General features: G+C 66.1%; 20 protein-coding genes, 1 tRNA gene, 1 other RNA gene and 1 pseudogene. 8 read left to right on the forward strand and 15 right to left on the reverse strand.

Annotation, left to right across the window (positions count from 1 at the left end; genetic code table 11):
- Window positions 1–79: 79 nt before the first annotated feature.
- From recR to cutA, 4 genes are all read right to left on the reverse strand, one after another.
- The gene (gene recR / locus ACP4XC_RS03310) at window positions 80–679 is read right to left on the reverse strand and encodes a recombination mediator RecR (RefSeq protein ID WP_427173472.1); all 600 of its coding nucleotides are present in this window, start codon (window positions 677–679) and stop codon (window positions 80–82) included.
- A gap of 51 nt (window positions 680–730) precedes the next feature.
- Window positions 731–3,880 (reverse strand): DNA polymerase III subunit gamma and tau, encoded by a 3,150-nt coding sequence (locus ACP4XC_RS03315; RefSeq protein WP_427173473.1) that lies wholly within the window; start codon window positions 3,878–3,880, stop codon window positions 731–733.
- A 27-nt stretch (window positions 3,881–3,907) separates the two neighbouring features.
- Window positions 3,908–4,004, reverse strand: an RNA gene (gene ffs, locus ACP4XC_RS03320) — signal recognition particle sRNA small type.
- 87 nt (window positions 4,005–4,091) lie between these two features.
- Window positions 4,092–4,418: a divalent cation tolerance protein CutA gene (cutA, locus tag ACP4XC_RS03325; RefSeq protein WP_427173474.1), complete on the reverse strand. Its 327-nt coding sequence runs from the start codon at window positions 4,416–4,418 to the stop codon at window positions 4,092–4,094.
- A 347-nt stretch (window positions 4,419–4,765) separates the two neighbouring features.
- Between cutA and ACP4XC_RS03330 the strand changes: the two genes are divergently transcribed.
- Window positions 4,766–4,850 (forward strand) — tRNA-Ser (locus tag ACP4XC_RS03330).
- A gap of 125 nt (window positions 4,851–4,975) precedes the next feature.
- On the opposite strand, the gene ACP4XC_RS03335 is transcribed toward ACP4XC_RS03330, so the two are convergent.
- A complete protein-coding gene (locus ACP4XC_RS03335) occupies window positions 4,976–5,887 on the reverse strand; it encodes an oxygenase MpaB family protein (RefSeq protein ID WP_427173475.1) in 912 nt (303 codons plus the stop codon).
- A 604-nt stretch (window positions 5,888–6,491) separates the two neighbouring features.
- Here ACP4XC_RS03335 and ACP4XC_RS03340 point away from each other — a divergent pair.
- From ACP4XC_RS03340 to ACP4XC_RS03360, 5 genes and pseudogenes are all read left to right on the forward strand, one after another.
- Window positions 6,492–6,797, forward strand: a pseudogene (locus tag ACP4XC_RS03340) (M23 family metallopeptidase); the annotation flags it as partial.
- A gap of 11 nt (window positions 6,798–6,808) precedes the next feature.
- Entirely contained in the window at window positions 6,809–7,540 is a 732-nt protein-coding gene (locus tag ACP4XC_RS03345) for a hypothetical protein (protein ID WP_427175202.1), read from the forward strand.
- A 63-nt stretch (window positions 7,541–7,603) separates the two neighbouring features.
- Window positions 7,604–8,089 (forward strand): glutathione peroxidase, encoded by a 486-nt coding sequence (locus ACP4XC_RS03350; protein ID WP_427173476.1) that lies wholly within the window; start codon window positions 7,604–7,606, stop codon window positions 8,087–8,089.
- Window positions 8,090–8,313: 224 nt separating this feature from the next.
- The gene (gene fdhA, locus ACP4XC_RS03355) at window positions 8,314–9,525 is read left to right on the forward strand and encodes a formaldehyde dehydrogenase, glutathione-independent (protein WP_427173477.1); all 1,212 of its coding nucleotides are present in this window, start codon (window positions 8,314–8,316) and stop codon (window positions 9,523–9,525) included.
- A gap of 199 nt (window positions 9,526–9,724) precedes the next feature.
- Window positions 9,725–10,666 (forward strand): phosphodiesterase, encoded by a 942-nt coding sequence (locus ACP4XC_RS03360; protein ID WP_427173478.1) that lies wholly within the window; start codon window positions 9,725–9,727, stop codon window positions 10,664–10,666.
- Between the two features lie 47 nt (window positions 10,667–10,713).
- Here the strand turns inward: ACP4XC_RS03360 and ACP4XC_RS03365 are convergent, their stop codons facing one another.
- Both ACP4XC_RS03365 and ACP4XC_RS03370 read right to left on the reverse strand, forming a co-directional pair.
- The gene (locus tag ACP4XC_RS03365; RefSeq protein ID WP_427174995.1) at window positions 10,714–12,129 is read right to left on the reverse strand and encodes a stealth family protein; all 1,416 of its coding nucleotides are present in this window, start codon (window positions 12,127–12,129) and stop codon (window positions 10,714–10,716) included.
- A 305-nt stretch (window positions 12,130–12,434) separates the two neighbouring features.
- On the reverse strand, window positions 12,435–13,349 hold the full coding sequence (locus tag ACP4XC_RS03370; protein ID WP_427173479.1) for a hypothetical protein: 915 nt from the start codon (window positions 13,347–13,349) through the stop codon (window positions 12,435–12,437).
- Between the two features lie 154 nt (window positions 13,350–13,503).
- Here ACP4XC_RS03370 and ACP4XC_RS03375 point away from each other — a divergent pair, with 154 nt between their 5' ends.
- Window positions 13,504–13,803 carry a type II toxin-antitoxin system VapB family antitoxin gene (locus ACP4XC_RS03375; RefSeq protein ID WP_028272925.1) on the forward strand — a complete coding sequence of 100 codons (300 nt, stop codon included), beginning with the start codon at window positions 13,504–13,506 and terminating at the stop codon, window positions 13,801–13,803.
- Window positions 13,796–14,461 (forward strand): LytR C-terminal domain-containing protein, encoded by a 666-nt coding sequence (locus ACP4XC_RS03380; RefSeq protein ID WP_427173480.1) that lies wholly within the window; start codon window positions 13,796–13,798, stop codon window positions 14,459–14,461. The genes ACP4XC_RS03375 and ACP4XC_RS03380 overlap by 8 nt, the downstream gene beginning before the upstream one ends.
- A gap of 55 nt (window positions 14,462–14,516) precedes the next feature.
- Here the strand turns inward: ACP4XC_RS03380 and ACP4XC_RS03385 are convergent, their stop codons facing one another.
- The 8 genes from ACP4XC_RS03385 to ACP4XC_RS03420 form a co-directional block, all read right to left on the reverse strand.
- Window positions 14,517–15,140, reverse strand: a complete 624-nt coding sequence (locus tag ACP4XC_RS03385; RefSeq protein WP_427173481.1) for a TetR/AcrR family transcriptional regulator — start codon at window positions 15,138–15,140, stop codon at window positions 14,517–14,519.
- A gap of 51 nt (window positions 15,141–15,191) precedes the next feature.
- Window positions 15,192–15,899, reverse strand: coding sequence for a DsbA family oxidoreductase (locus ACP4XC_RS03390; protein ID WP_427173482.1), 708 nt, complete (start codon window positions 15,897–15,899; stop codon window positions 15,192–15,194).
- Window positions 15,900–16,085: 186 nt separating this feature from the next.
- Window positions 16,086–16,619, reverse strand: a complete 534-nt coding sequence (locus ACP4XC_RS03395) for an N-acetyltransferase family protein (RefSeq protein ID WP_427173483.1) — start codon at window positions 16,617–16,619, stop codon at window positions 16,086–16,088.
- Between the two features lie 10 nt (window positions 16,620–16,629).
- Window positions 16,630–17,616, reverse strand: a complete 987-nt coding sequence (locus tag ACP4XC_RS03400) for a LacI family DNA-binding transcriptional regulator (protein WP_427174996.1) — start codon at window positions 17,614–17,616, stop codon at window positions 16,630–16,632.
- Between the two features lie 409 nt (window positions 17,617–18,025).
- The gene (locus ACP4XC_RS03405; protein ID WP_427173484.1) at window positions 18,026–19,021 is read right to left on the reverse strand and encodes a sugar phosphate isomerase/epimerase family protein; all 996 of its coding nucleotides are present in this window, start codon (window positions 19,019–19,021) and stop codon (window positions 18,026–18,028) included.
- A 1-nt stretch (window position 19,022) separates the two neighbouring features.
- On the reverse strand, window positions 19,023–20,222 hold the full coding sequence (locus ACP4XC_RS03410) for a Gfo/Idh/MocA family protein (RefSeq protein ID WP_427173485.1): 1,200 nt from the start codon (window positions 20,220–20,222) through the stop codon (window positions 19,023–19,025).
- A 9-nt stretch (window positions 20,223–20,231) separates the two neighbouring features.
- The gene (locus ACP4XC_RS03415; RefSeq protein WP_427173486.1) at window positions 20,232–21,359 is read right to left on the reverse strand and encodes a Gfo/Idh/MocA family protein; all 1,128 of its coding nucleotides are present in this window, start codon (window positions 21,357–21,359) and stop codon (window positions 20,232–20,234) included.
- Window positions 21,356–22,105, reverse strand: coding sequence for a sugar phosphate isomerase/epimerase family protein (locus tag ACP4XC_RS03420; RefSeq protein ID WP_427173487.1), 750 nt, complete (start codon window positions 22,103–22,105; stop codon window positions 21,356–21,358). Before ACP4XC_RS03420 ends, ACP4XC_RS03415 begins: the two co-directional genes overlap by 4 nt.
- Window positions 22,106–22,112 lie beyond the last annotated feature (7 nt).

Below are 22,112 nucleotides of genomic sequence, written 5' to 3' on the forward strand. Positions count from 1 at the left end.
GATGTGGAGCAGACCCGGTGGGGCCGTGGCCCCGCGGACATGTCCCAACCGATGGTTCGGGACGATCAGCTCCGCGTGGTCAGCTCAGGGCGTTGCGGCGGCCTTCGAAGGCCCGGCCCAGTGTGACCTCGTCGGCGTATTCGAGGTCGCCACCAACGGGAAGTCCGGAGGCGAGCCGGGTAACTGCGATGCCGATCGACTTGAGCATCCGGGCCAAGTAGGTGGCCGTTGCCTCGCCCTCGAGGTTGGGGTCGGTGGCGATAATGATTTCCTGGATGGCGCCGTCGTTGAGCCGGGTGAGGAGTTCGCGGATGCGGAGTTGTTCCGGCCCGACACCGGCGATGGGGTTAATGGCGCCACCCAGTACGTGGTACCGGCCGCGGAAGGACCGGGTGCGTTCAACCGCCAGCACGTCCTTGGATTCCTCCACCACACAAATGACCGACGGGTCCCGGCGCGGGTCCCGGCAGATGTTGCACAAGTCCTGTTCAGTGACGTTTCCACAGACCGTGCAGAACTTCACCCGTTCCTTCACGTTGGTGATCGCATCGACCAGGCGCTTCATGTCCTGGGGATCGGCCTCGAGGATGTGGAACGCCAGCCGCTGGGCCGATTTGGGACCCACGCCGGGAAGGCGTCCGAGCTCGTCGATCAGCTCTTGAACCGCACCTTCGTACACAATGTCCTCGTTCGTTTGCAGTGGTGTTGGGCTGGCGGCGGGGCGAGCCGCCTAGAAGCGCGGCGCGAGCGGGCTTCCGTCCAGGGAGCGCTCCTCAACCAGCTTTCCGCCCAGAATACGCTCGACCGCGGCACGTCCGAACACGCCGGATTCCTCGATGGTTTCGTCGTCGGCGCTGGGAATGTCCTGGACATACGTGGCGGCAGCGGCGGCGCGGGCAGGGGCCTTGGCGCGGCCGGCCTCTGCCTCCGGGCTGTTCGAGAGCCGCTGGTAGAGGCTTTGCCTCGCCGCGGCGCCCGAATCCGGCGCAGTGGCTGGTGCTGCGACGCGCGTCGACGGCGCCGCGATGGGAGCAATTGCCGCGGCAGCGACAGTTAGGCTGTCGGCGGCGGAGGCTACTGGCGCCGACGTCACTGGGCTGGTCGAGGGCGCTGCGGAGGCCGGTGCCGGCGAACCCCACGCTGCCGAGGAGTCAGGCGCCGAGGAAACAGACGCCATGGCGCCGGCATACTGCGGGATCTGAGCGGCCGCGGGCTCGTATTGCACCGGTTCCGGCTCGGCGACGGGTTCCGGCGCTGCCGCCGGAGTGTGCCGCCCCACGTTCGAGTCGGACCCCACCGTCCAGATCCCCGGGGACTGTTCGACGGCGCGGGCCCACGGATCGTTCGCGGTGCCCGGTGTCCGGGATACCGGAGCGCCCGGTTGCCCGGCCCGGGCCGCCACGCCGGGCGCGGTCGGTGCGGAGGCCTTTTGGCTGACAGGCGCGGCGGGGACCCGTTGCGCCGGCAGGGTTGAAGCCGGGACCGATGGGGCCCAGTCGATCGGCGGCTCCTCGTCCAAGGGCGGTGCGTCCTCGTCTCGAGGGGGACCCCAGTCGTCGTCGGGGTAATCGTAGGACCCGGAATGATCCGTTGCAGGCTCGGGATCTGCGGGAGGCTCCGGGATCTCCGGTCCAGCAGGCGCCACGGCATCAGGAGTGGGCTGCCGGCCCGCGGTCGGAACTGGAGGCGGCGTTGCGACCGGCCCCAGCGAATGGGCTGATGGAATACCGGGGGACTCCGTTGACGGTTTCTCCGGTGCGGCTGGCTCGGCGGACGCCGACCGGCTTGCCGGCAATGCTCCGTCCGGCCCGGAACCCCGGCCTGCCGAAGCCGCGCCCGAAGCTGGGACCGGGGCCGGGGGGGTGACAGGACCGGCCGCGGCGGGAGCAAGGCCCCAGGCGGCGTCCGCCGACGTGGCCGGGACGTCCCGGCTAGCGGGTGCTTTTGGGTTTGGCTCAGAGCTCACTGAGCTCGCCGAAGCGCGGGACCCGCCAGCCACGGCATTGATCTGGCAGTCGATACCCACGGTCTTGTGGATTGCCTGCCGAAGGTTCTCGGAGTGGTCTGCCCGACCGAAAGCGCCCGCCAGCCCGGTGGTGCTGAATGCCAGGGTAAGGACCTGGCCGTCAAACTGGCCCACCTGGGCATTCGGCTCAACAAGGGCCCAGGTGCTGCGCTTGATCTTGGCGAGCGTCTGGAGGACTTCGGGCCACGCGCGGCGCAGGACCTCTACGTCTGCGCCGGCATGTCCCGGCGCGGCGGCAGCTGCTTGTGGCGCGGGGGCAGGCGCAGATGCGGGAGCAGGTGCAGGCGCCGTCACGGATTGTGCTTGAGGGGAAGCGGGCGGCGCGGGCGCCGGGGGGCCGGATACCGCAGGGCTTGATACGGCAGGATTTGATGCCGCGGGGTTTGATGCCGCGGGCGCCGTTTCCCGCTCAGCGGCGGGAGCCTGCGCTTGCTCCGGTGCGGATGGCTGCGCAGGTTGCCGGCTTGCCTTGGTCTCGTCCACCGGCCAGTCCGTGGTGCTGACCCGGGGCGCGGTGAGCGGTTGGCGGGCCTCCGGAACGCTCGGTGCGGGTGCGGGTGCGGGTGCGGGTGCGGGCTCGCGCTGGGGCACCTGCACCGGACGCTGGGAAACCGCCTCCGGCCGGGCAATCCGCGGCGCCTCCACGGCCGCATCAGGGGAAGCCGGCGAGCCGACGTCGTTCCCGGCGTAGTTCAGCCGCCGTTCCACGCGGTCGATCCGGGCTGCGATGCCGCGCTCGGTCTGTTCGGAACTGGGCAGCAGGATGCGTGCGCAGAGGAGCTCAAGATGAAGCCGCGGAGACGTTGCCCCGGTCATCTCGGTCAGGGCCGTGTTGGTGACATCCGCGGCCCGTGAAAGCTCGGCTGCCCCAAGATTGTGTGCTTGGTTCTGCAAGCGTGCGATCTGGTCCGAGGGCATGCCCCGAAGGATTGACTGGGCGCTCTCGGGCATGGCCTGGACAATAATGAGGTCGCGGAAACGTTCCAGGAGATCTTCCACGAAACGGCGGGGATCATGGCCGGTCTGGATCACGCGGTCCACGGCGCGGAACACCGTTGCGGCGTCCGACGCGGCGACTGCTTCCACCACGTCGTCCAGCAGGGAGGCATGGGTGTAGCCCAGCAGGGCCACCGCGAGTTCGTAGTCCAAGCCGTTTGGCCCGGCGCCGGCCATGAGCTGGTCCAGCACGGAGAGGGAGTCGCGGACGGAACCGCCGCCGGCGCGAATCACCAGCGAGAGCACGCCGGGCGCCACGGGCACCTTCTCCTGGCTGCAAAGGAGCTCCAGATAGGCCATGAGTGGCTCCGGCGGCACCAACCTGAACGGGTAGTGATGGGTGCGGGAACGAATGGTGCCGATCACCTTGTCCGGCTCCGTGGTGGCGAAGATGAACTTGATGTGCTCCGGCGGCTCCTCGACGATCTTGAGCAGCGCGTTGAAGCCCGCGGAGGTGACCATGTGGGCCTCGTCGATGATGAAGATCTTGTAGCGGTCCCGGACGGGGGCGTAGGTGGCGCGTTCGCGCAGGTCGCGGGCGTCGTCCACACCACCGTGGCTGGCGGCGTCGATCTCGATCACGTCAAGGGAGCCCGAGCCGCCGCGGGCCAGCTCAATGCAGCTGGGGCATTTGCCGCAGGGGGTGTCCGTGGGCCCTTCGGCGCAGTTGAGGCAGCGTGCCAGGATGCGGGCGGAGGTGGTTTTGCCGCAGCCTCTGGGGCCGGAAAAGAGGTACGCGTGATTGACGCGGTTCTTCCGCAACGCAGTCATGAGGGGAGCCGTTACGTGTTCCTGCCCGATGACGTCCGCGAACGAGTCGGGGCGGTATCTACGGTAAAGGGCGGTAGTAACAGTCACAGATAAACCCTACCAATCGGCACAGACATAAAAGACCCCTCATGCACCCGCCAGAGCCCATTTACCCTTGCTACCTTCCGGTCCTGGGGGAGTTCAACAGGATGACGCCACATGAGGGGCCGTCAGCAAGTTTACCTGACGATTGACCGTGTCCCGAATCGGCCCTGGGAGCCCCGTGGGCCGGGGCGGGATGCGGGATGCGGGGGTGATGTTATTTTCGGTGGCCCTCTACGGGCCAGCTCATCAGCGCAGGTTCCTCATATGGATGGGCGGACCGCAAGGCCGCGATCACGGCGTCCAGGTGCTCTTCCGCCACCACGCATTCGATCCGGATTTCGGGGACCTGTTCTGCTTCGCCCTGCACTCCGATGAAGGGTTTTGCCCCCGGAAGCGGAGTGAAACGGCCCGTGCCGGGCACCGTGAACGCGCAGTGTGAATAGTTGGCCACGCGCCCGGCACCGGCGTCCCCGATGATGGCCAGCACCTTCTCGGCAAACGGCGCAGGAACGTATGTCACCAGAGCATGTAATTGCGACATGTTCCTATGGTGCCAGCAATGTTGTGCACTTGTTCCCCATGGAACGCTTGCTTATCAACGCCGCAGGGCGGACGATTGATATGTACACCGATTGGGGCAATCTCAAGGTTGTGAGCTGCAGGGCCTGGCGGGATGGCCGGACCCGGCAGCTCAACGGTGTTCCGGAGGGATGGGCGCATTGGGGGCGCCCATTTTGACGTTAACGCGGGTGAGGCCCACCTGCGCGCGCCCCCGCGGCAATGGCGGCTTGTATTGTGACTGTATTCACGGCGGCGTGTGGCGCACCCAATTGGGCGATGCCGAAATGTTCAGGTAGTCTAGTATCTGCTTTTGATTCAGAAGCTACTGGAGAATTCGCCTAGCGGCCTATGGCGCACGCCTGGAACGCGTGTTGGGTTAACGCCCTCGGGGGTTCAAATCCCCCATTCTCCGCGTTTGGCCCCGGTCCTCGGACCGGGGCCTTTTGCGTGCCCTCTGCCTCCACCGGCGCACATTCACTGTTCCCGCTTCCACTGCGGGTCACGTGCCTCAGTGAACCCCGAGCCTGCCTAGGGTGGTCAGGCGCTGAGCCCGAGCCGCCTCAGCCGCCGCCGTGCGGCCTGTTCGCTGGGCCCAACCTTTCCCAGCGCCACATGAACGACGCCGAGCGTTACCTTGGTGGCCGATCTCACCGGAAGCGGGAGGGGACCCAGCCGTGCGGTCCTCAACCCCAACATGTCGCGGTATTTCGGTTCCAGACTGGAAACAGCGGCCGCAAACAACACGCGGTACCCGGGGCGGAGGGCCGGATGAAGCGGCGGGTTGCGGATAAACTCCACCGTCTCCCGGACCCTGTCATCGCACCGGAGGTCGCCGGCGTCGTACCAGTCATCCAACTGCTGCCGCATTTCCGACTCGCTGAGCGGGGGAGCGGACACCCCCATCAAGTGGCCGGCATGGGCCCACTCACGGACATAGGCATCCGGACCACCCGGGATGGGGCCGCCCCAGATCTTGTGGGCGGACAGGAACGCGTCCGTGAATGCGATGTGCACCCAGCGAAGAAGTTCGGGATCGTTTGCCGCGTAGCCCCGGGAAACACCATGGGCATCGACGAAGTCGCCGAGGACCGATTCATGCAGTCGGAGGACCCAATCGGTGGCCTCCCGCGCTGCGGCGGTGGACCCGTAGGAGACGGTGAAAATCCAGCGGATGGTGCGGGCCAGGCGGCCCAGTGGGTCCTCCCGGAAGCGGGAGTGGTCGTAGACGCCGGCAAGCGCGCCGGGGTGGAGGGCCTGCATAAGCAGCGCGCGGATCCCGGCAACGATGGTGGCCATGGACCCGTGCACTGCCCAGACGGCGGATCCCGGGAGGTGATAACCGGCGTCGTCGCCCTCTGCGAGACGGAGCACCCAGGCGGGCACCTCATCCCGGGTCCCGGTGAAGGTCTGCTTCAGCTCGGCCTGCCATTCCCTGAGGAAATTGCGCATGATCCATTCTCCCGCAGGTTAGGCCCTGACCTGATCAGGGGAAGCCCGTAGGCCAGGGGCGCTGCCCCCTCCGTCCCTGTTTTCACAGGAACCCCACAGTGAACATCCAGAGGCCCCGGCGGAAGTCCAAAACAGGGGACTGTTGGGGGTTCACAGACTAAGGCCGCCTGTGTTCCCATAGGAACGTAAGTCCGTCGAGATTGGGGTCTGACGGGCCTATCGCAGGAGTCACTACGTGGGAAATCACCTGGGAAACGGACCCGAAAAGCGGACTGGCGGACCTTGCTTGATTGCTGCGCGGATTTTGGGCGTGTGTGCTGTTTCGACGCTCACCGTGTTTGCGTTTGGCGTTGAAGGGCCTCCCGCTGCACCTTCGAAGAACACGTCAGCCATTGCCGGACCAGCCATTGTTGCGCCTTCCCTTGCTGCCGCGCCGGTTCCGCCGGCTCCTAGCCCCTCGACGGCGGCCCCGGCAAACATCGCCGCAGACCTCCGGGCAATCGTCTCCTTCAACCACACCGAGGTGAGGACGAAGAGCAAGGACGGGAAGCACGAACTCAACGTCGCCTCCGAGGAGTTGCGGCGCCCCGCCGCCGGATTCCTTATGGCGCCCCTTGAGACACTAACCGAGACGTCGCCCTTTGGCCTCCGCACCAGTCCGATCACCGGCACGGTCGGAGAATTCCACTGGGGCCAGGATTTCGCGGCCGCCTGCGGTACCCGTGTTTACGCGGTCGACGCCGGAGTGGTCCGGGCTGTCGGATGGCACCCCTGGGGAGGAGGCAACCGGGTGGAGATCGACCACGGGAACGGGCTCATCACCACGTACAACCACCTGGAGGGAATTGCCGTCAAGATGGGAGACTCCGTTCAGGTGGGACAAGTCATTGCGAAGGTGGGAACCACTGGCTCGTCCACCGGGTGCCACCTGCATTTCGAGACAATTCTCAATGGCGCCCACGTCAATCCGCTCGATTGGACGTTCCTGCCCACCAAGCAGATCGACGAGCTTGGAACCATCGAAATGATCAGCTACGCCCCCGGCCCGAACGCGCCGGAGGGCTCGCCCACGTGGGCCATCCCGGTCACCGCGAACATCCCGCAGCCGGTGACGGGAGGGGAATCCGAGGGCCCGGTTCCAGCCACGACCTCCACAGGTTCGGCCGCCCCCACGCCCTCCGCCACGGCGACGCCGACCCCCACGCCTACGCCAACTGCGACGCCGACCCCCACGCCTACGCCAACTGCGACGCCGACCCCCACGCCTACGCCAACTGCGACGCCGACCCCCACGCCTACGCCCACGGCGACGCCGTCGACCACTTCCTCGCATTCGGGAACGTCGACCCCCACGGCGTCGGCCACACCGACCCCGACCCCGACGGCGACGCCCACACCGACCCCGACGGCGGTGGTAACGGCCGCCCCCACGGCGTCGGCCACACCGACCCCGACGGCGGTGGTAACGGCCGCTCCCACAGCGTCGGCCACACCGATACCAACGCAGGCGCCAGCGCCAGCGCCAGCCCCAACCCCAGCGCCAACACCGACGCCAACACCGGCCGCAACGTCGTCGACGGAGCCCGCGGCCGCTCCCACTCCCACGGCCAGGCCCACACCGTAACGTCCCTCTCTGGGATGCGGGAGGCCTAAACCCATACGCTTGTCCATTGGCAGCGAATAAAAGCCATGACACCGTTTGTAAGGAAGCCCTCCGTGAACTCCCTGTACTCCATTCCGCTAACCCTCAACGACGGCACTGAAACGGATTTCGGCCGCTTCAAGGGAAGCGTGGTGATGGTGGTCAACGTGGCCTCCCAGTGTGGATTCACTCCGCAATATGGCGGACCTGAACTGCTGTACAACAAATTCCGTCATCAGGGCTTTGAGATCCTTGGTGTCCCGTGCAACCAGTTCGCCGGCCAGGAACCCGGCAATGACGAGGAAATCGCGGAGTTCTGCCAGCGCAATTTCGGCGTGACCTTCCCGCTGGCTGCCAAGGCTAATGTGAGGGGAAAGGACCAGCACCCGCTGTACACCGAGCTGACCCGCTTCAAGGCCGGGCTGCTGCCGGGCCTGGTGAAGTGGAACTTCGAAAAGTTCCTGGTCAGCCGGGACGGCGAAGTGGTCGCCCGTTTTGCGCCCACCGTCGAGCCGGACTCGCCCGAAATCATAGCCGCGATCGAACAGGCGCTGGCATAGAACGCCCGGGACTCTAACCGGGACCTTGGTCCCTGTTTCCGGACATCCTGCAAGCCTAGACTGGCCGGACCCTCCAACCTTCCGAGCAGCCGCATTGCAGCGCCGCCTGCCCTCGGCCCCACGGAGGAATGGCAGAACCTTGCCAGTCAGGAGAGGGCGCATCAGAACTTCGTGAATCACAAGTGGGCACCCAGCGTGGGGTCCGTGAAAGCAGGAGGAATGAGATGACAGGGAACAAAGCCGTTGCCTACAAGGGCCCAGGCAAGGTCGAATTGATCGACATTGACTATCCCAGCTTCGAACTTAAGGACGGACCAGGGGTGAACCCGGCCAACGTGGGCCGTTCTGTGCGACATGGCGTAATCCTCAAGACGGTCGCCACCAACATCTGCGGATCCGACCAGCACATGGTCCGAGGCCGTACCACTGCACCTTCGGACCTGGTGCTCGGGCACGAAATCACCGGCGAGGTGGTGGAAGTAGGTCCTGACGTCGAATTCATCAAGGTGGGGGACCTCTGTTCCGTTCCGTTCAATATCGCGTGCGGCCGCTGCCGGAACTGTAAGGAACGCAAGACCGGCATCTGCCTCAACGTGAACCCGGACCGGCCGGGCAGCGCCTACGGCTACGTGGACATGGGCGGTTGGGTCGGCGGCCAGGCCAACTATGTCCTGGTACCCTACGCGGACTGGAACCTGCTGAAGTTCCCGGATAAGGACCGGGCCATGGAGAAAATCCTCGATCTGGCCATGCTTTCGGACATTTTCCCCACGGGATACCATGGCGCAGTCAGTGCCGGGGTTGGAACCGGGTCCACCGTGTACATAGCAGGTGCAGGTCCCGTTGGCCTGGCTGCGGCAACCAGCGCCCACCTGTTGGGCGCCGCTGTTGTGATCGTGGGCGACCTGAACGAACAACGGCTGGCGCAGGCGCGCAGCTTTGGCTGCGAAACCATTGACCTGACCCAGGGCGGCCCAGCCGAGCAGATCGAGCAGATCCTGGGTGTCCCGGAAGTCGACTGCGGCGTCGACGCTGTCGGCTTCGAAGCCAGGGGCCACGGCAAGGACGCCAAGGAAGCTCCGGCAACTGTGCTCAATTCGCTGATGGACATCACGGCGGCGGGTGGCGCCCTGGGCATTCCCGGGCTTTACGTCACGGGCGATCCGGGCGGCATTGACGAGGCGGCCAAGAAGGGTTCACTCTCTATCAGCCTGGGAACGGGCTGGGCCAAGTCGCTGAGCTTCACAACGGGCCAGTGTCCGGTCATGAAGTACAACCGCCAACTGATGATGGCGATCCTTCACGACAAGGTGCATATTGCCAAGAACGTCAACGCCAAGGCGATCACGCTGGAGGATGCGCCGAAGGGCTACGCCGAGTTCGACGCCGGCGCGGCCACCAAGTACGTTCTCAACCCCAATGGCTACCTGAGCTAGCCGCAGATCAGCACAAAGGTAGAGTGGCGCCCGGGCATGCCAGAAGCAGGCCCGGGCGTCTGCGGCTCCAGGCCCGTTAGTGGATCCTTTTTCAACATGCCAGCTGAAGTTTGTACAAAGTTCGCCGAATGTCTGGTTGGATAGATCCTACTGAGAGGGACACTGGAGGCGCCGCTTCCAACCAACCACGAAGGCAGTAATGGAGCTCATCGAGGCCGAACACCCCCGGCCGCGGCATTTTCTACTCCACCTGAGCGATCCCCACCTGTTGGGAGGCACGGACCGACTCTATGGTGCGGTGGACAGCGAAGCCCGTCTGAAACAACTCTTTGAAGAAGTCAAGGCCTCAGGGGCCCGGCCGGAAGCCGTGATTTTCACCGGCGACCTGGCCGACCAGGGTGAACCCGAGGCATACGTAAAACTCCGTGCGATTGTTGACCCCGCCTGCGAGGCGATGGGCGCCAAGGTCATCTGGGCCATGGGAAACCACGACGACCGCGGAAATTTCCGCAGCGGGCTGCTGGATCAGCCTGCCGACGACTCGCCGGTGGATCACAGCTACTTTATCAACGGCCTCCGGGTCATCACCCTGGACACCTCGGTCCCCGGGTTCCACCACGGCGAACTCAGCGACACGCAGCTGGAATGGCTCGCCGAGGAACTGTCCACGCCCGCCCCGGACGGCACCATCCTGGCGCTGCACCATCCTCCGGTGCCGTCGGTGCTGGACCTCGCCGTCCTCGTGGAATTGCGCGGCCAGACCGCGCTGGCAGCCGTCCTGCGCAACTCGGACGTCAGGACCATCCTGGCCGGGCACCTGCACTACTCCACCACGGCCAGCTTCGCCGGCATCCCCGTCTCCGTGGCGTCCGCCACCTGCTACACGCAGGACCTCAATGTTCCTGTGGGCGGCACCCGGCCCCGTGACGGCGGACAGGCATTCAACCTGGTGCACGTGTATGAGCACACCATCGTGCATTCGGTGGTGCCCATTGGCGGCGCGCCCCTGGTGGGCGAGTTCGTCTCAGCGGCGGAGACACAGCGACGGCTCGCCGCTGCCGGAATCCGGATTCCCAGCCAGGCCAAGACGGAGCGGGTCCACAAGGGCAAACCCCGGGACCCGCTGATCACCAGGAAGTAATCCGCAGCATCGGTAACAGGAGTACCCGTGACCCGGGTGTTCCATGCCTACTTTTCCCAGGGCGCCTTGATGGGGAAGTAATTCTCCAGGAACCCGGTGACCAACTTCGCGCGTTCTTCCGCCGGCACCTCGGGGAAGCTTCCGTCGTTGAGGCAGAAGAAGTCCATGTTGCGCTTGGACAGCAGCTTGGGCAGGTAATTGAGACCGGCCCGGGCGGTGGTGTCCACATACTTCACCTTCGCCGCGGTCTGTGTCACCGCTCGGCCGGTCAAGAGCGCGTAGTAGTGGTAGAAGGAATTGGTCACGGAAATGTTGTCCGCGGCCCGGAACCGGCTTGCTGCGGTTTTGGCGAACTCGCCGGGGAACTCCTGCTCCATGGTTTCCACAACACTGCGCCGCAGGGGAGCGGCAGTGTGCTCGAGGTGGCGGGTGGTGATCCGGCCAAAGCGGTCCCAGAGCAGCTTCCGGTTCACGCGTGCCGCGTTCTCGAACCCGCTGCGCTGGATGTCGTTTTCGCCCAGGCCAATGCGGGTTTCCGCCTCGATGAATTTGGTGATCCCGCCCGGAGTGAAGAACATGTCCGGTCCCACCGGGCGGCCGAAGAACATGTCGTCGTTGGAGTAGAGGAAATGCTCCGAAAGTCCTTCGATGTGGTGCAGCTGGCACTCCACGGCCTGAGAGTTGTGCGTGGGCAGCACCGAGGGATCGGCGAAGAACTCCTCACTGCGGACAATGGTCACGGTGGGGTGCTCGGCCAGCCACGCCGGCGCGGGGGAGTCCGTGGCGATGAAGATCCGCCGCACCCAAGGGGCAAACATGTACACCGAGCGCAGCGCATACTTGAGTTCGTCGATCTGCCGGAAGCGGGCCTCGTGGTCATCGCCCTCGCCCACCACCACCCCGGCCATCCGTGCGCGGCGGGCGGCAATGTACTCCGGGGAGCTGCCGTCCACCCACGAGAACACCATGTCGATGTCGAAGCTGATATCGCTTGCGTGGTCCGCGAACATGTTCTCGATGGTGGGCCACGTGTGTCCGTAGCGCTCCACCGTGCCGCGCACGGCGTCGGAGGTGAGCATGGTCCGGCGGGTCAAGGAATTCTCGATCGGCAGGATGAGCTGGTCGCCCTCGAAGCTCCACAGTTCGATCTGCACGCCTGCGGAGGATCCGAATTCGAAACCGCCATTGGGCTCCACCCGCGGCCGGTACAGCCGGAAAATCCGCGCCTGGCGGTTGATGGAAAGCTCCCCGTCCGCAACCAGCACCGATGTCTTCTTCTTGGCGTCCACCGTCATGGAGTACACCGGTTCGTCCCGGCACGCTTCCACCAGGGCGGCGCGGAGCTTCTTGCGGTCCTTCCAGTCCAAGGCGATGACCGGGCGGTCATTGTTGCCGCGGACCAGCAGATAATCCAGCCCGGCGTTGGCCAGGACCGTGCGCACGAACAGCAGGTCTTCCACCATGGCCTGGTACGGGGTGCGGTTGGTGTTGATCAGTGCATAGCGTCCACGGTGGCGCACCACATCCGGGCGGTGCTTAAGTCGCGCCACAGCGGCCGGCGATGTTACTTCGGCGTGGACCCGGCCGTCGTCGGAGGCCTGGCTGCCGTAGTAGATCTCATCCTGGACGAGTGCGTCTGTAATGGTGTTTCTCCGAACTGCTAGGTAGTAAGGGGTTCTACTTGCATAATAACCCCGCCAAAAAAACTGGATGACTCCCACGCTGGGGAGCCGTCCGCGTAGGGCTCGCGACGGCGGGCGGGCGGCCCTCAGCCGGCCAGCGCGTCGCGCCAGTTGCGCAGGAACGCCGCCCCGGCGTCGTCGTGAATCACCTCGGCACCCAGCCCCAGATCAGCTGCGGTGAGGACCGTGTAGGGCTTCACGGGAACGCCGTCCGCCGGCCGGACGTCCAGGTGCTTCACTTCATGGTCGTTGTGGTGGAGCCAGTCGGCCATGGCATAGTCCGTGCGGGAGTCACCCACGGTGCGCCACGCCTGCGGCCTGATGCCCTGGGCGGCGAGGAGCTCGACCGCCCTGCTCGCCCCGAGATCCTTGCCGAGCCGCACGGATTCGATGTCGGTGGAGATGATGGTGGGGTCCACTCGGTAGTCGATCTGGTCATCGGAATCGGGTGCGTGGTGGTCCAGGCGCACCACGCCAAGGCCATGGCGGGCCATCAGTTCCATCGCGTCGGCGTCGAAGAGCTTCTGTTCCTCCAGATAGTCGGCGCTGGCCACCTCGAGGTGCTGTTCCACGGACACCATGGCCCGCTTGGTCTCGTCGTAGAACATGTGGGCGGCGTAGTCCTCGGCCACAAGACGCCGGACGTCGTCGCCATACGCCTGGGGGACGGCGAGCTCGTGGTCCACGTGCACGGGTCCCGGACCGGCGCCCGTGTAGCTGAACCAGACGGCACCCTTTTCACAGATGGCATGGATGATGGTCCCGGACGGTATGCCTGCCGCGATCATGGGCTCCATTACCTGCTCTCGGATGAAGGCATCCGACCGGCCGGTGTTGAAGATGACCGGGATTCCGGCTCCGGCCAGCGCCACGAGGTCCGCGATGATCTCCGGCTTCACCGTGCGGGTGACAGGACTCGCCACCGGGCCGTCGACGTCGAGCAGGAGGGCCAGCGGGGGAGCCGACGCCGAAACGGCGGCCGGGTTTTCGGATGAAGTCATGCCTCTATTCTCTCAGCCGGAGGGCCTCCCGCACGATTCCCTACACGCCGTCTTGGGGGTTCCCGGAGCAGCCAATGATCACTGTTTGGCTACAACCTTGACCGTCATGGGGTCATTCGTTCCCATGGCCCGGCAACTTCCTTAGGCTTGCAGGGTGATATTCAAAGCTGTGGGCGAGGGCCGCCCGTACCCCGACCATGGTTACAACACGCCAAAGGAGTGGGCGGCGCTGCCGCCCCGCCCGGTCCGGCTCGACGAGCTCGTGACCACCAAACGCACGCTCGACCTTGAAGCGTTGCTTGCGGAAGACTCCACGTTCTTCGGTGATCTCTTCCCGCACGTTGTGCAGTATCGGGGAACCCTTTACCTTGAGGACGGCCTCCACCGCGCCGTCCGTACCGCCTTGCATCAGCGCACCGCCATCCACGCCCGTGTGTTGGTGATAGATGGCTAGGAAGCCCAAAGACGTCACAATCCTGCACGGCCACCACGTAGTCTCGGGCCAAGAACTGCGGGCCGCCTTTGCCGAACGGGACGAAACCGTGGACGACCCCGTCCGCCTGCGCCGCTGGATGCTCCATGGCGCGGTCCTGGTGTTGCTGATAGGGCTGATCGTCGCTGCCATCATGACCGCACTGGCCATCATGAACGGGCAGATCAAGATCCCGACGGCGGAGCACAGCAGGGCAGCGGTGTCCCTTTGTCCGACGGCCACCTACGACTACACGCCCAATGACAAGGTTAACCTCAACGTGTACAACGCCACGGACCGTCCCGGCCTTGCCCGCTCTGTGGCTGATGAATTCGTGGCACGGAAATTCGTGGTGGGGACCGTCAATAACACCCAGTCCGGCTACCGGGGCGTGGCGGCCGTGATTTCCGGCGCCGCTGGACAGTCCGCGGCCTTCAGCGTCCAGCGGAACCTACCTGAGTCGGACTATTTTCAGGACGGACGTACTGACGGCAGCGTGGATGTCATCCTCACCTCTGAGTTCAAGGCGCTGACCAGTCCGGATCTCGTGGACCAGACCCCAGGCCAGCTCAGCTGCCCGCGTGAGAGCCGGCGCATTGTGGACAACGCCAAATTACCTGTGGTCCCCAAGACCCGCTAGGCTCCCGAATCAGGCTTCGCCGGGCAGCCTGGGGCAGGCGCCGGGCGACGTCCGGCTAGCCCTGGCTCAGCCGGACGGGATGGCCATCCTCGTCGAACCGGGCCCCTGCCCCCAATTGGATGAAGCGCACGGTGCGGGCCACCGCGTCCGCGGTCCCATCGCCGCGGGCGGCGCTGGATGAGAGCGTTCCGTGGATGAGTTGGGCAAGCTGCACGATGTCCGCGGCGGGAAGGTAATCGTGGGCCATTGCGTCGCGGAGGATATCCTGCAGGAGCACGCTGAGCTCACCCACGTGGTCCGCGAGCTTGGAAAAGGACGCAGGCGAGAGCACGGCTGCCATGGCCGGACCGGGGGGCAGGTGACGGCGGCTCAGGTCCTCCACCTGGGCGCGCACGTACAGCGCCAGGCGTTCGATCGGATTTTCCAAAGCCTGCAGCGATTCCCGCAGACCCACCAGGAAACGTTCGGTCTCGTCCAGGGCGTACGCGATCAGAAGCTCTTCGATGTCCGCGTAGTAGTTGTAGACGGCTGTGCGGCCGATCCCGGCATGCCGCGCCACATCGGTCATGGTCAGCCCGGGCAGTCCGTGCGTAAACAGCAGTTCCCCGAAGGCAGTAAGGATACGGCGTTGGGTCTCGGCTCGTTGGGCGGCATTCGTGGCGGCCGAAATCCTGGGCATACAGACACTTTACAGTTATCTGTCAGTAAACTCGCGTTGGCGCGTGCGATGTCAGACGCTGCACCCTTCGGGGCCGCAGGCCTGTCCATCACCCGACGTGGCCGCACCGGCCATCTGAAGCGGGTGCGACTCCTGCCAGGCCTGGTCAAGGGCCCGCGCGAACGTGGCGGCGGGCTGGGCCCCGGAGAGCCCGAACTTGCGGTCGATCACGAAGAACGGCACGCCGCTGACGCCCAGTGCCCGGCCCTCGGCGAAGTCGTGCCGCACCTCGGCGGCGTACTTGTCGGAGGTGAAGAGTTCGGCCGCTTCGTCGGCGTCGATCCCCAGCTCACGTGCCAGGGACGTAAGGTACTCCCGGCTGCCGATGTCCTTGCCGTGTTCAAAATGGTCGCTGAGGAGGCGCTCCTTCGCGGCGTCCTGTTTTCCGTGCGCCGCGGCCAGGTGGATGAGCCTGTGCGCGGTGAAACTGTTGGCCACCACCACGTCGTCAAAGCGGTAGGCGAGCCCCTCGCCCCGTGCCTGTTCGGCCACATGCTCAAACATTTCCGAGACCTGGGCCCGGGCCATTCCCTTCCGGGTGCTGAGGTAGTCCAGCTCGGTGCCCTCGTAGTGCTCGGGCAGGCCGGGGTCCAGCTGGTAACTGCGCCACTGCACCTCAACGGAGTCCCGGTGGGCGAAGTCCGCCAGGGCTGTTTCGAAGCGGCGCTTGCCGATGTAGCACCACGGGCACGCGATGTCTGACCAAATCTCAATCCTCATGTTGCCAACAACTCGGGGGTGCGCCCATCCATTCCCCGCCGGGGTGTCGGCTTGGTCACTGGCTGGCACCGGCAGGGCTGAGCGCGAAGCCGGTAGAAAGCGCGAACGTACACTTGGGCCCCGCCGCGGGGTGGGCTTAAGTGTCCGTTCGGGCTTAGCGGGGTGGGCTTAAGTGTCCGTTCGGGCTTAGGGGAGAGGGCGCTCCATCACGAAGTCGTGCTCCACGGTGGTGCCCAGCTTGAAGGATTTTGTCCCCACCTTCCGGAAGCCGGACTTCTCATAGAAGCGGATGGCTTTGGCGTTCTGGCTGTTGACCCCCAGCCAGATCCCCCCGGCTCCGGTGGCGGCGGCGGATCCGAGCGTGGCGTGGATCAGTTCGGCCGCTGCGCCGAGCCCGTGGTGCTCCGGATGGACATAGCATTTGCTGAGCTCGACGGAGGGCAGCAGCGTCAATGCGGCCGCGACATCAGGATCCCGCGTTTCCCGGTCCACGAGCATGCTGTAGCCGCGCAGGCCGGCGTCGGCGTCGATCACCAGCACCGTCACTTCCGGGTCCGCGACGTAGGCGCGGAAGTTCTCCTCACTGAGGGTATTGGCGAGGTGCGCCGCGATGTCAGCGGGGGACGAGCCGGGCGGGCACGCCAGCGGGAAGGTGACGGACGCCAAATCAGCCAGCCTGCCGGCGTCGTCCGCGGTCGCTTCCCGGATTGTGTGAGTCATGCCCAAGACTCTAGTTCCCGGACGGCGCCGCGGTGGTCCTGCGGCGCACCAGAGTGGGTTTGAGCCTGCGGATGATGCGCGGTCCGGTGGCCCCGGCCAGCCGCTCAAGGGCCACACCGGCCGCGATTTTTCCGATCTCGCGCGCGTGCAGGTCCACCGACGTGAGGCCCAGCAGCGGTGAAGCGGCCAGTTCGGTGTTGTCATAGCCGATCACGGAGACGTCATCGGGAACCCGCAGGCCGCGGCTGACCAGCGAGTCGAGGACACCAAGGGCCGTGACATCGTTGTAGGCCACGATCGCGCTGGGAACCGGCGCACCGGCGTCGAGATATTCATTCATCGCACGGAAACCGCCCCGTTCGCTCATGTCGCCCTCCAGCAGGATGGGCTCCAGACCGAAGCGGCGCATGGCATTGAGGTAGCCCTGCCGGCGGCTCGGGTAGGGGAGCCACTCCGGCTTGTCCAAATGGGCGATGCGCCGGTGGCCCAGTTCGTGCAGGTGCTCGACGGCGAGTTCCCCGCCGCGAAGGTCGTCGGACAGGACGCAATCGACGCCGTCGACCGGGACTTCCCGGGTAATGACGACGGCGGGCGTGCCGCGCAATACCGCGGCCAGCTGTTCGGGCGTGCCCGTGTAGCCGGCCAGCAGCACAGCGTCCGCGCGGAGGTCCACGAAGGAACGGATGGCTTCTGTTTCCGCTGCCGGATCGGCCGAGCCGACGGCCACCATCAGCTGGTTCCCTGTCCCGGCAACTCCCTCCGCGATGCCGTCGTAAACGTCCGCGAAAACCGGGTTATGCAGGTCCAGCAGGAGCACGCCGAACGTTCGGGTCCGCCGGCTGGCGAGCCTGCTGGCAAGCCGGTTGGGAGAGTAGCCCAGCGCCGCGGCGCTCTCCAGGACGGCCCGGCGGCGCTCCGGGGAGACCTTCGGAGATTCGCGCATGACCAGCGACACCGGCGCCCTGCTGACGCCTGCCTCGCGGGCAATGTCCTCCATTGTCACGGACCGGGGGCTGGGGGTGTCGGGCTCACATCAACCAACTATGCCACCGCCAATCCGAGGGTGTCCCATGCCGGAGCGATGAAGGCGGCGGTTCATTCCTGGGTTGTGCGGGCTCCGTCGCACGGTGAGAAGGCGGCCGGGTGTGGTGAAGTCACCGGCGTCGATCCCCACGTAGGCGAGCTCCTGCCCGTCGGGGCTCACTCCGTGCAGTAAGTGGAAGCATCCGTCCTCCGCGGTGATCCGGGTCGCCGGTCCGCCGGCGAGGTCCGCCCGTCGGGACGGACGCGACCCATACTTCGCAGCGTTGGCCGGGCGCTAGTGTGCGGGGCACGAAGGCGGTATCCGCTGTTGTGGCATGAAGAAACTCCCTGGCGGGGTTGGCAGGACGTGGGGGCTCGGGGAACTACTGTTTGAACGCGGCGTCGAAGGAGGTGTTCGAGGCCGGGAAGTCGAACTTCTTCAGCGCGGCGAGGGCTTCGGGGGCGCCGTGGAGCCGGTCCATGCCGGCGTCCTCCCATTCGACGGAGATGGGGCCGTCATAGCCGATCGCGGTCAGGGCCCGGAAGGACGACTCCCAGGGCACATCGCCCCGGCCGGCGGAGACGAAGTCCCAGCCCCGGCGCGGGTCGCCCCAGGGCAGGTGCGAGCCCATCACGGTGTTGCGGCCGGTGGGGCGCAGCTTGGTGTCCTTGCAGTCCACGTGGTAGATCCGGTCCTTGAAGTCCCAGATGAAGGAAACCGGATCGATGCCCTGCCACATGAAGTGGGACGGGTCCCAGTTCAGGCCGAAGGCCTCGCGGTGCCCGATCGCCTCGAGGGTCCGGACGGTGGTCCAGTAGTCGTAGGCGATCTCGGAGGGGTGGACCTCGTGGGCGAACCGGACCCCGCATTCGTCGAAGACGTCCAGGATGGGGTTCCAGCGGTCCGCGAAGTCCTGGTAGCCGGCCTCGATGACTTTCTCCGGGACGGGCGGGAACATCGCCACGTACTGCCAGATGGAGGACCCGGTGAACCCGACTACGGTGTCCACGCCCAACGCTCGCGCGAGCCGGGCGGTGTGCTTCATTTCCTCGGCGGCGCGGGTGCGGACGCCCTCGGGGTCCCCGTCGCCCCAGACCTTGGCTCCGACGATGGCCTCGTGGCGGAAATCGATCGGGTCATCGCACACGGCCTGGCCCTTGAGGTGGTTGGAGATGGCCCAGACCTTCAGGTTGTACTTCTCCAGGACGGCGAGCTTGGATTCGACGTAGCCGGGTTCATCCCAGCGCCAGGCATCGAGATGGTCCCCGGAAACGGCGATTTCCAGGCCGTCGTAGCCCCAGCCGGAGGCCAGGCGGGCAACTTCCTCGAACGGCAGGTCGGCCCACTGGCCGGTGAACAGGGTGTAGGGGCGGGGCATGTCAGGCTCCTTCGGCCGCCGTGGCAGGAACCAGGACGGCAGCTTGGGTGGAAAGTTGAATGAGGGTGCTTTTCGCGGCTGAGCTTTCCTCCACCGCGGCCAGGATCCGCTGGACGGTCAGTCCGTCCTCGAACGAGGGTGTGGGTTCGGTTCCGGCGGCAATCGCCACCAGGAAATCACGCATCTCGTGCGTGAACGTGTGTTCCCAGCCGATGATGTGTCCCTGCGGCCACCACGCCGCAAGGTACGGGTGCTCGGGCTCGTTGACGAGGATCCGGCGGAACCCCTGCTCCCGCGCGGGGAGTGTGGCGTCCAGGAAGCCGAGTTCGTTCAAATCCTCCAGGTCGAACAGGATGGAGCCCTTCTCCCCGTAGATCTCCAGCTTGAGCGAGTTTTTCCGGCCCGCGGCTACCCGGGAGACCTCAACGGACGCGATGGCCCCGGAGGCGAGGGTCAGCGTGGCCCAGGCGGCGTCGTCGACCGTCACCTCCTCCAGGCCCTGCGCCCCCGGGCGGTGCGTGGTGAACGTGTGCGTCCGCCCGGAGACCTCGGTGACCTGGCCGCCGAGGAGGAACAGCACCTGGTCGATCGCGTGGCTGGCGATGTCCCCGAGAGCCCCTGACCCGGCGGTGTCCTTGTTCAGCCGCCAGGTCATGGGCGAGTCCGGGTCCACGAGCCAGTCCTGCAGGTAGGCGGCGCGGACGTGCCGGACGGTGCCGAGCCGGCCCTCCGCGATCAGTTCCCGGGCGAGGGCCAGGGCCGGGACGCGGCGGTAATTGAAGCCGACCATGGACTGCACGCCGTGTTCCCGGGCGGCGCGGGCGGCTTCGGCCATGGCCTCGGCCTCCGCCAGGGTGTTCGCCAGCGGCTTTTCGACCAGAACGTGCTTGCCTGCTTCCAGGGCCGCGATGGCGATCTCGGCATGCATCCAGCCCGGGGCGCAGATGTCCACGATGTCCACGTCATCGCGGGCGATCACCTCGCGCCAGTCCGTGGCGGACTCGGCCCAGCCGTACTTCTCCGCCGCGGCCGCCACTCCTGCACTGTCCCGGCCCACCAGGACGCGTTGTTCGAACGCGGGCACGTCAAAGTAGCTGGCCACGTTCCGCCACGCGTTCGAGTGGGCCTTGCCCATAAACGCGTAGCCGATCATGGCCACGCCAAGCGGGCGCCTGCCGTCCGGGGAATCTTGGGAGTTCATGCGTGGTTCCTAAAGGGTGGATGCGGTGGGGTCCCAGTCCTCGGGGAGGGCTGCGGAGGCGGGGGCGGAACTCTCTACGTCAATGAAGGTGCCTGAGTCCACGGACTCGGAAATCGAGACCATGGTGTCCAGTACGTGGTAGGCGAGGTTTCCCGTGGCCCGGTGCGGCACTCCTGCCCGGATGGAGCGCGCCAAGTCCAGGACGCCCATGCCGCGGCCGTTGGCCGGGCCAGTGGCCGGGATGACGGTCCAGTTCTCGTCGCCGGCGCGCCAGATTTTCACGTCGCCGTCGAAGTAGTTGGGGTCCGGCAGGGAGATGGTGGCTTCAGTTCCGGTGATCTCCATGAACCCCATCCGCTGGCGCGGGGACTCGAAGCTGAACACGCTGTGCGATGACTGGCCGCCTTCGAACTGTGCCATGGCGGACACGTGCGTGGGCACCTCCACCGTGAACTCCTCGCCGGCTTTGGGGCCGGAGCCGATGACACGGACTTCCTTGGATTTCGACCCGACGGCGGCAACCTTGCGGACCGAGCCGAAGGTCTGCACCAGCGCGGTGAGGTAGTACGGACCCATGTCGAACAGCGGGCCTGCTCCGTGCTGGAAGAGGAAAGCGGGGTTGGGGTGCCACGATTCCGGGCCCGGGGTCTGGAATGTGGTCATGGCCGTCAGCGGTGTGCCGATGTCGCCGCGCTCAATCAGCCGCCGCGCGGTCTGCAGGCCGGCCCCCAGGAAGGTGTCCGGGGCACAGCCAAGGCGCATGCCGGCGGCATCTGCGGCCTTGAGCAGCCCCAGCCCGGATTCGCGGTCCAGGGAGAAGGGCTTTTCCGTCCAGACGTGCTTGCCCGCATTGACGGCGACGGTGGCCACCTCAACGTGGGCGGCGGGGATGGTGAGGTTGACGATGATCTCGACGTCGGGGTGGTTCAGCGCCGCGTCCACGCCGCCCCATTCGGCGATGCCGTATTCCTTGGCCCGGGCCGCGGCGGCGTCCTCGAAGAGGTCGGCGATCACGTGGACCTTGAGGTCCGGGAAGGTTGTCAGGTTGTCCAGGTACTGCTTGCTGATGTTGCCTGCGCCGATGACGGCGACGCCCACCGAGCCGCGACCTGTTGCCTGGTTCGCTGCGGCGCTCATGCCCGGGCTCCTTCGCTTGCTTCGGTGTTCAGGAAGGCCAGGCTCTGGGCGATGCCATCGAAGATGTCGCCGGAATAGTCGTCGAACTCCACCACGCCCACTTCCAGGGACCGGGCCGCGTTGATGACGTCCCACACGGCGATCTTTCCCTGGCCGGCCGGCTGCTGGGCCTTGGTGTCGGCGGTGAGCGGGCCGTCCTTGATGTGGATGAACTTCACCCGGTCACCAAGCTTGGTGAGGATGTCCACGGGGTCCTGGCCGCCCACGGCTACCCAGTAGGTGTCCACTTCAAGCACCAGCTCAGGATCGAGCAGGCCGGCGAAGTACTCCAGTGCCGTCTGGCCGTCGATGATGGACTCCAGTTCCCACGCATGGTTGTGGTAACCGACGCGGATGCCGTATTCGGCGCCCTTCCTGGCTGCGTCGTTGAGCTTGGCGGCGGTGGCCTGGATGTCCTCGGCCTTCTGCCAGTGCTCGGCCGGCAGGTAGGGATCAATGACGGTGCTGATGCCCAATTCCTTGGCGGCCGCGAAGATCTGGTCCTGGTCCTGGCTCAGCAGCGGGGCGTGGCCCGAGGGGGCGCTAAGGCCGTTCTCCTTCAGGGCCGCACCAAGCTCCGGGGCCGTGGCCACGAAGTTGTACGGCTCGACCTGCGTGAAGCCGATCTCGGCAACTTTCTTGATGGTGCCGGGGAGGTCCTCCTGCATCGCGTTGCGGAGGGTGTACAGCTGAAGTGAATACGACATTGCGTTC

Origin of the sequence: Arthrobacter sp. 92 (assembly GCF_050260325.1) — a bacterium.
GTDB lineage: Bacteria > Actinomycetota > Actinomycetes > Actinomycetales > Micrococcaceae > Arthrobacter.

What these genes read in the sequence shown, in the direction of transcription:
- cutA (WP_427173474.1), bottom strand. Translation starts at nt 4,418, where the DNA reads ATGTCGCAATTACATGCTCTGGTGACATACGTTCCTGCGCCGTTTGCC.
- ACP4XC_RS03335 (WP_427173475.1), bottom strand. Translation starts at nt 5,887, where the DNA reads ATGCGCAATTTCCTCAGGGAATGGCAGGCCGAGCTGAAGCAGACCTTC.
- fdhA (WP_427173477.1), top strand. Translation starts at nt 8,314, where the DNA reads ATGACAGGGAACAAAGCCGTTGCCTACAAGGGCCCAGGCAAGGTCGAA.
- ACP4XC_RS03360 (WP_427173478.1), top strand. Translation starts at nt 9,725, where the DNA reads ATGGAGCTCATCGAGGCCGAACACCCCCGGCCGCGGCATTTTCTACTC.
- ACP4XC_RS03365 (WP_427174995.1), bottom strand. Translation starts at nt 12,129, where the DNA reads ATGGTGGAAGACCTGCTGTTCGTGCGCACGGTCCTGGCCAACGCCGGG.
- ACP4XC_RS03370 (WP_427173479.1), bottom strand. Translation starts at nt 13,349, where the DNA reads ATGACTTCATCCGAAAACCCGGCCGCCGTTTCGGCGTCGGCTCCCCCG.
- ACP4XC_RS03380 (WP_427173480.1), top strand. Translation starts at nt 13,796, where the DNA reads ATGGCTAGGAAGCCCAAAGACGTCACAATCCTGCACGGCCACCACGTA.
- ACP4XC_RS03385 (WP_427173481.1), bottom strand. Translation starts at nt 15,140, where the DNA reads ATGCCCAGGATTTCGGCCGCCACGAATGCCGCCCAACGAGCCGAGACC.
- ACP4XC_RS03390 (WP_427173482.1), bottom strand. Translation starts at nt 15,899, where the DNA reads ATGAGGATTGAGATTTGGTCAGACATCGCGTGCCCGTGGTGCTACATC.
- ACP4XC_RS03395 (WP_427173483.1), bottom strand. Translation starts at nt 16,619, where the DNA reads ATGACTCACACAATCCGGGAAGCGACCGCGGACGACGCCGGCAGGCTG.
- ACP4XC_RS03400 (WP_427174996.1), bottom strand. Translation starts at nt 17,616, where the DNA reads ATGGAGGACATTGCCCGCGAGGCAGGCGTCAGCAGGGCGCCGGTGTCG.
- ACP4XC_RS03405 (WP_427173484.1), bottom strand. Translation starts at nt 19,021, where the DNA reads ATGCCCCGCCCCTACACCCTGTTCACCGGCCAGTGGGCCGACCTGCCG.
- ACP4XC_RS03410 (WP_427173485.1), bottom strand. Translation starts at nt 20,222, where the DNA reads ATGAACTCCCAAGATTCCCCGGACGGCAGGCGCCCGCTTGGCGTGGCC.
- ACP4XC_RS03415 (WP_427173486.1), bottom strand. Translation starts at nt 21,359, where the DNA reads ATGAGCGCCGCAGCGAACCAGGCAACAGGTCGCGGCTCGGTGGGCGTC.
- ACP4XC_RS03420 (WP_427173487.1), bottom strand. Translation starts at nt 22,105, where the DNA reads ATGTCGTATTCACTTCAGCTGTACACCCTCCGCAACGCGATGCAGGAG.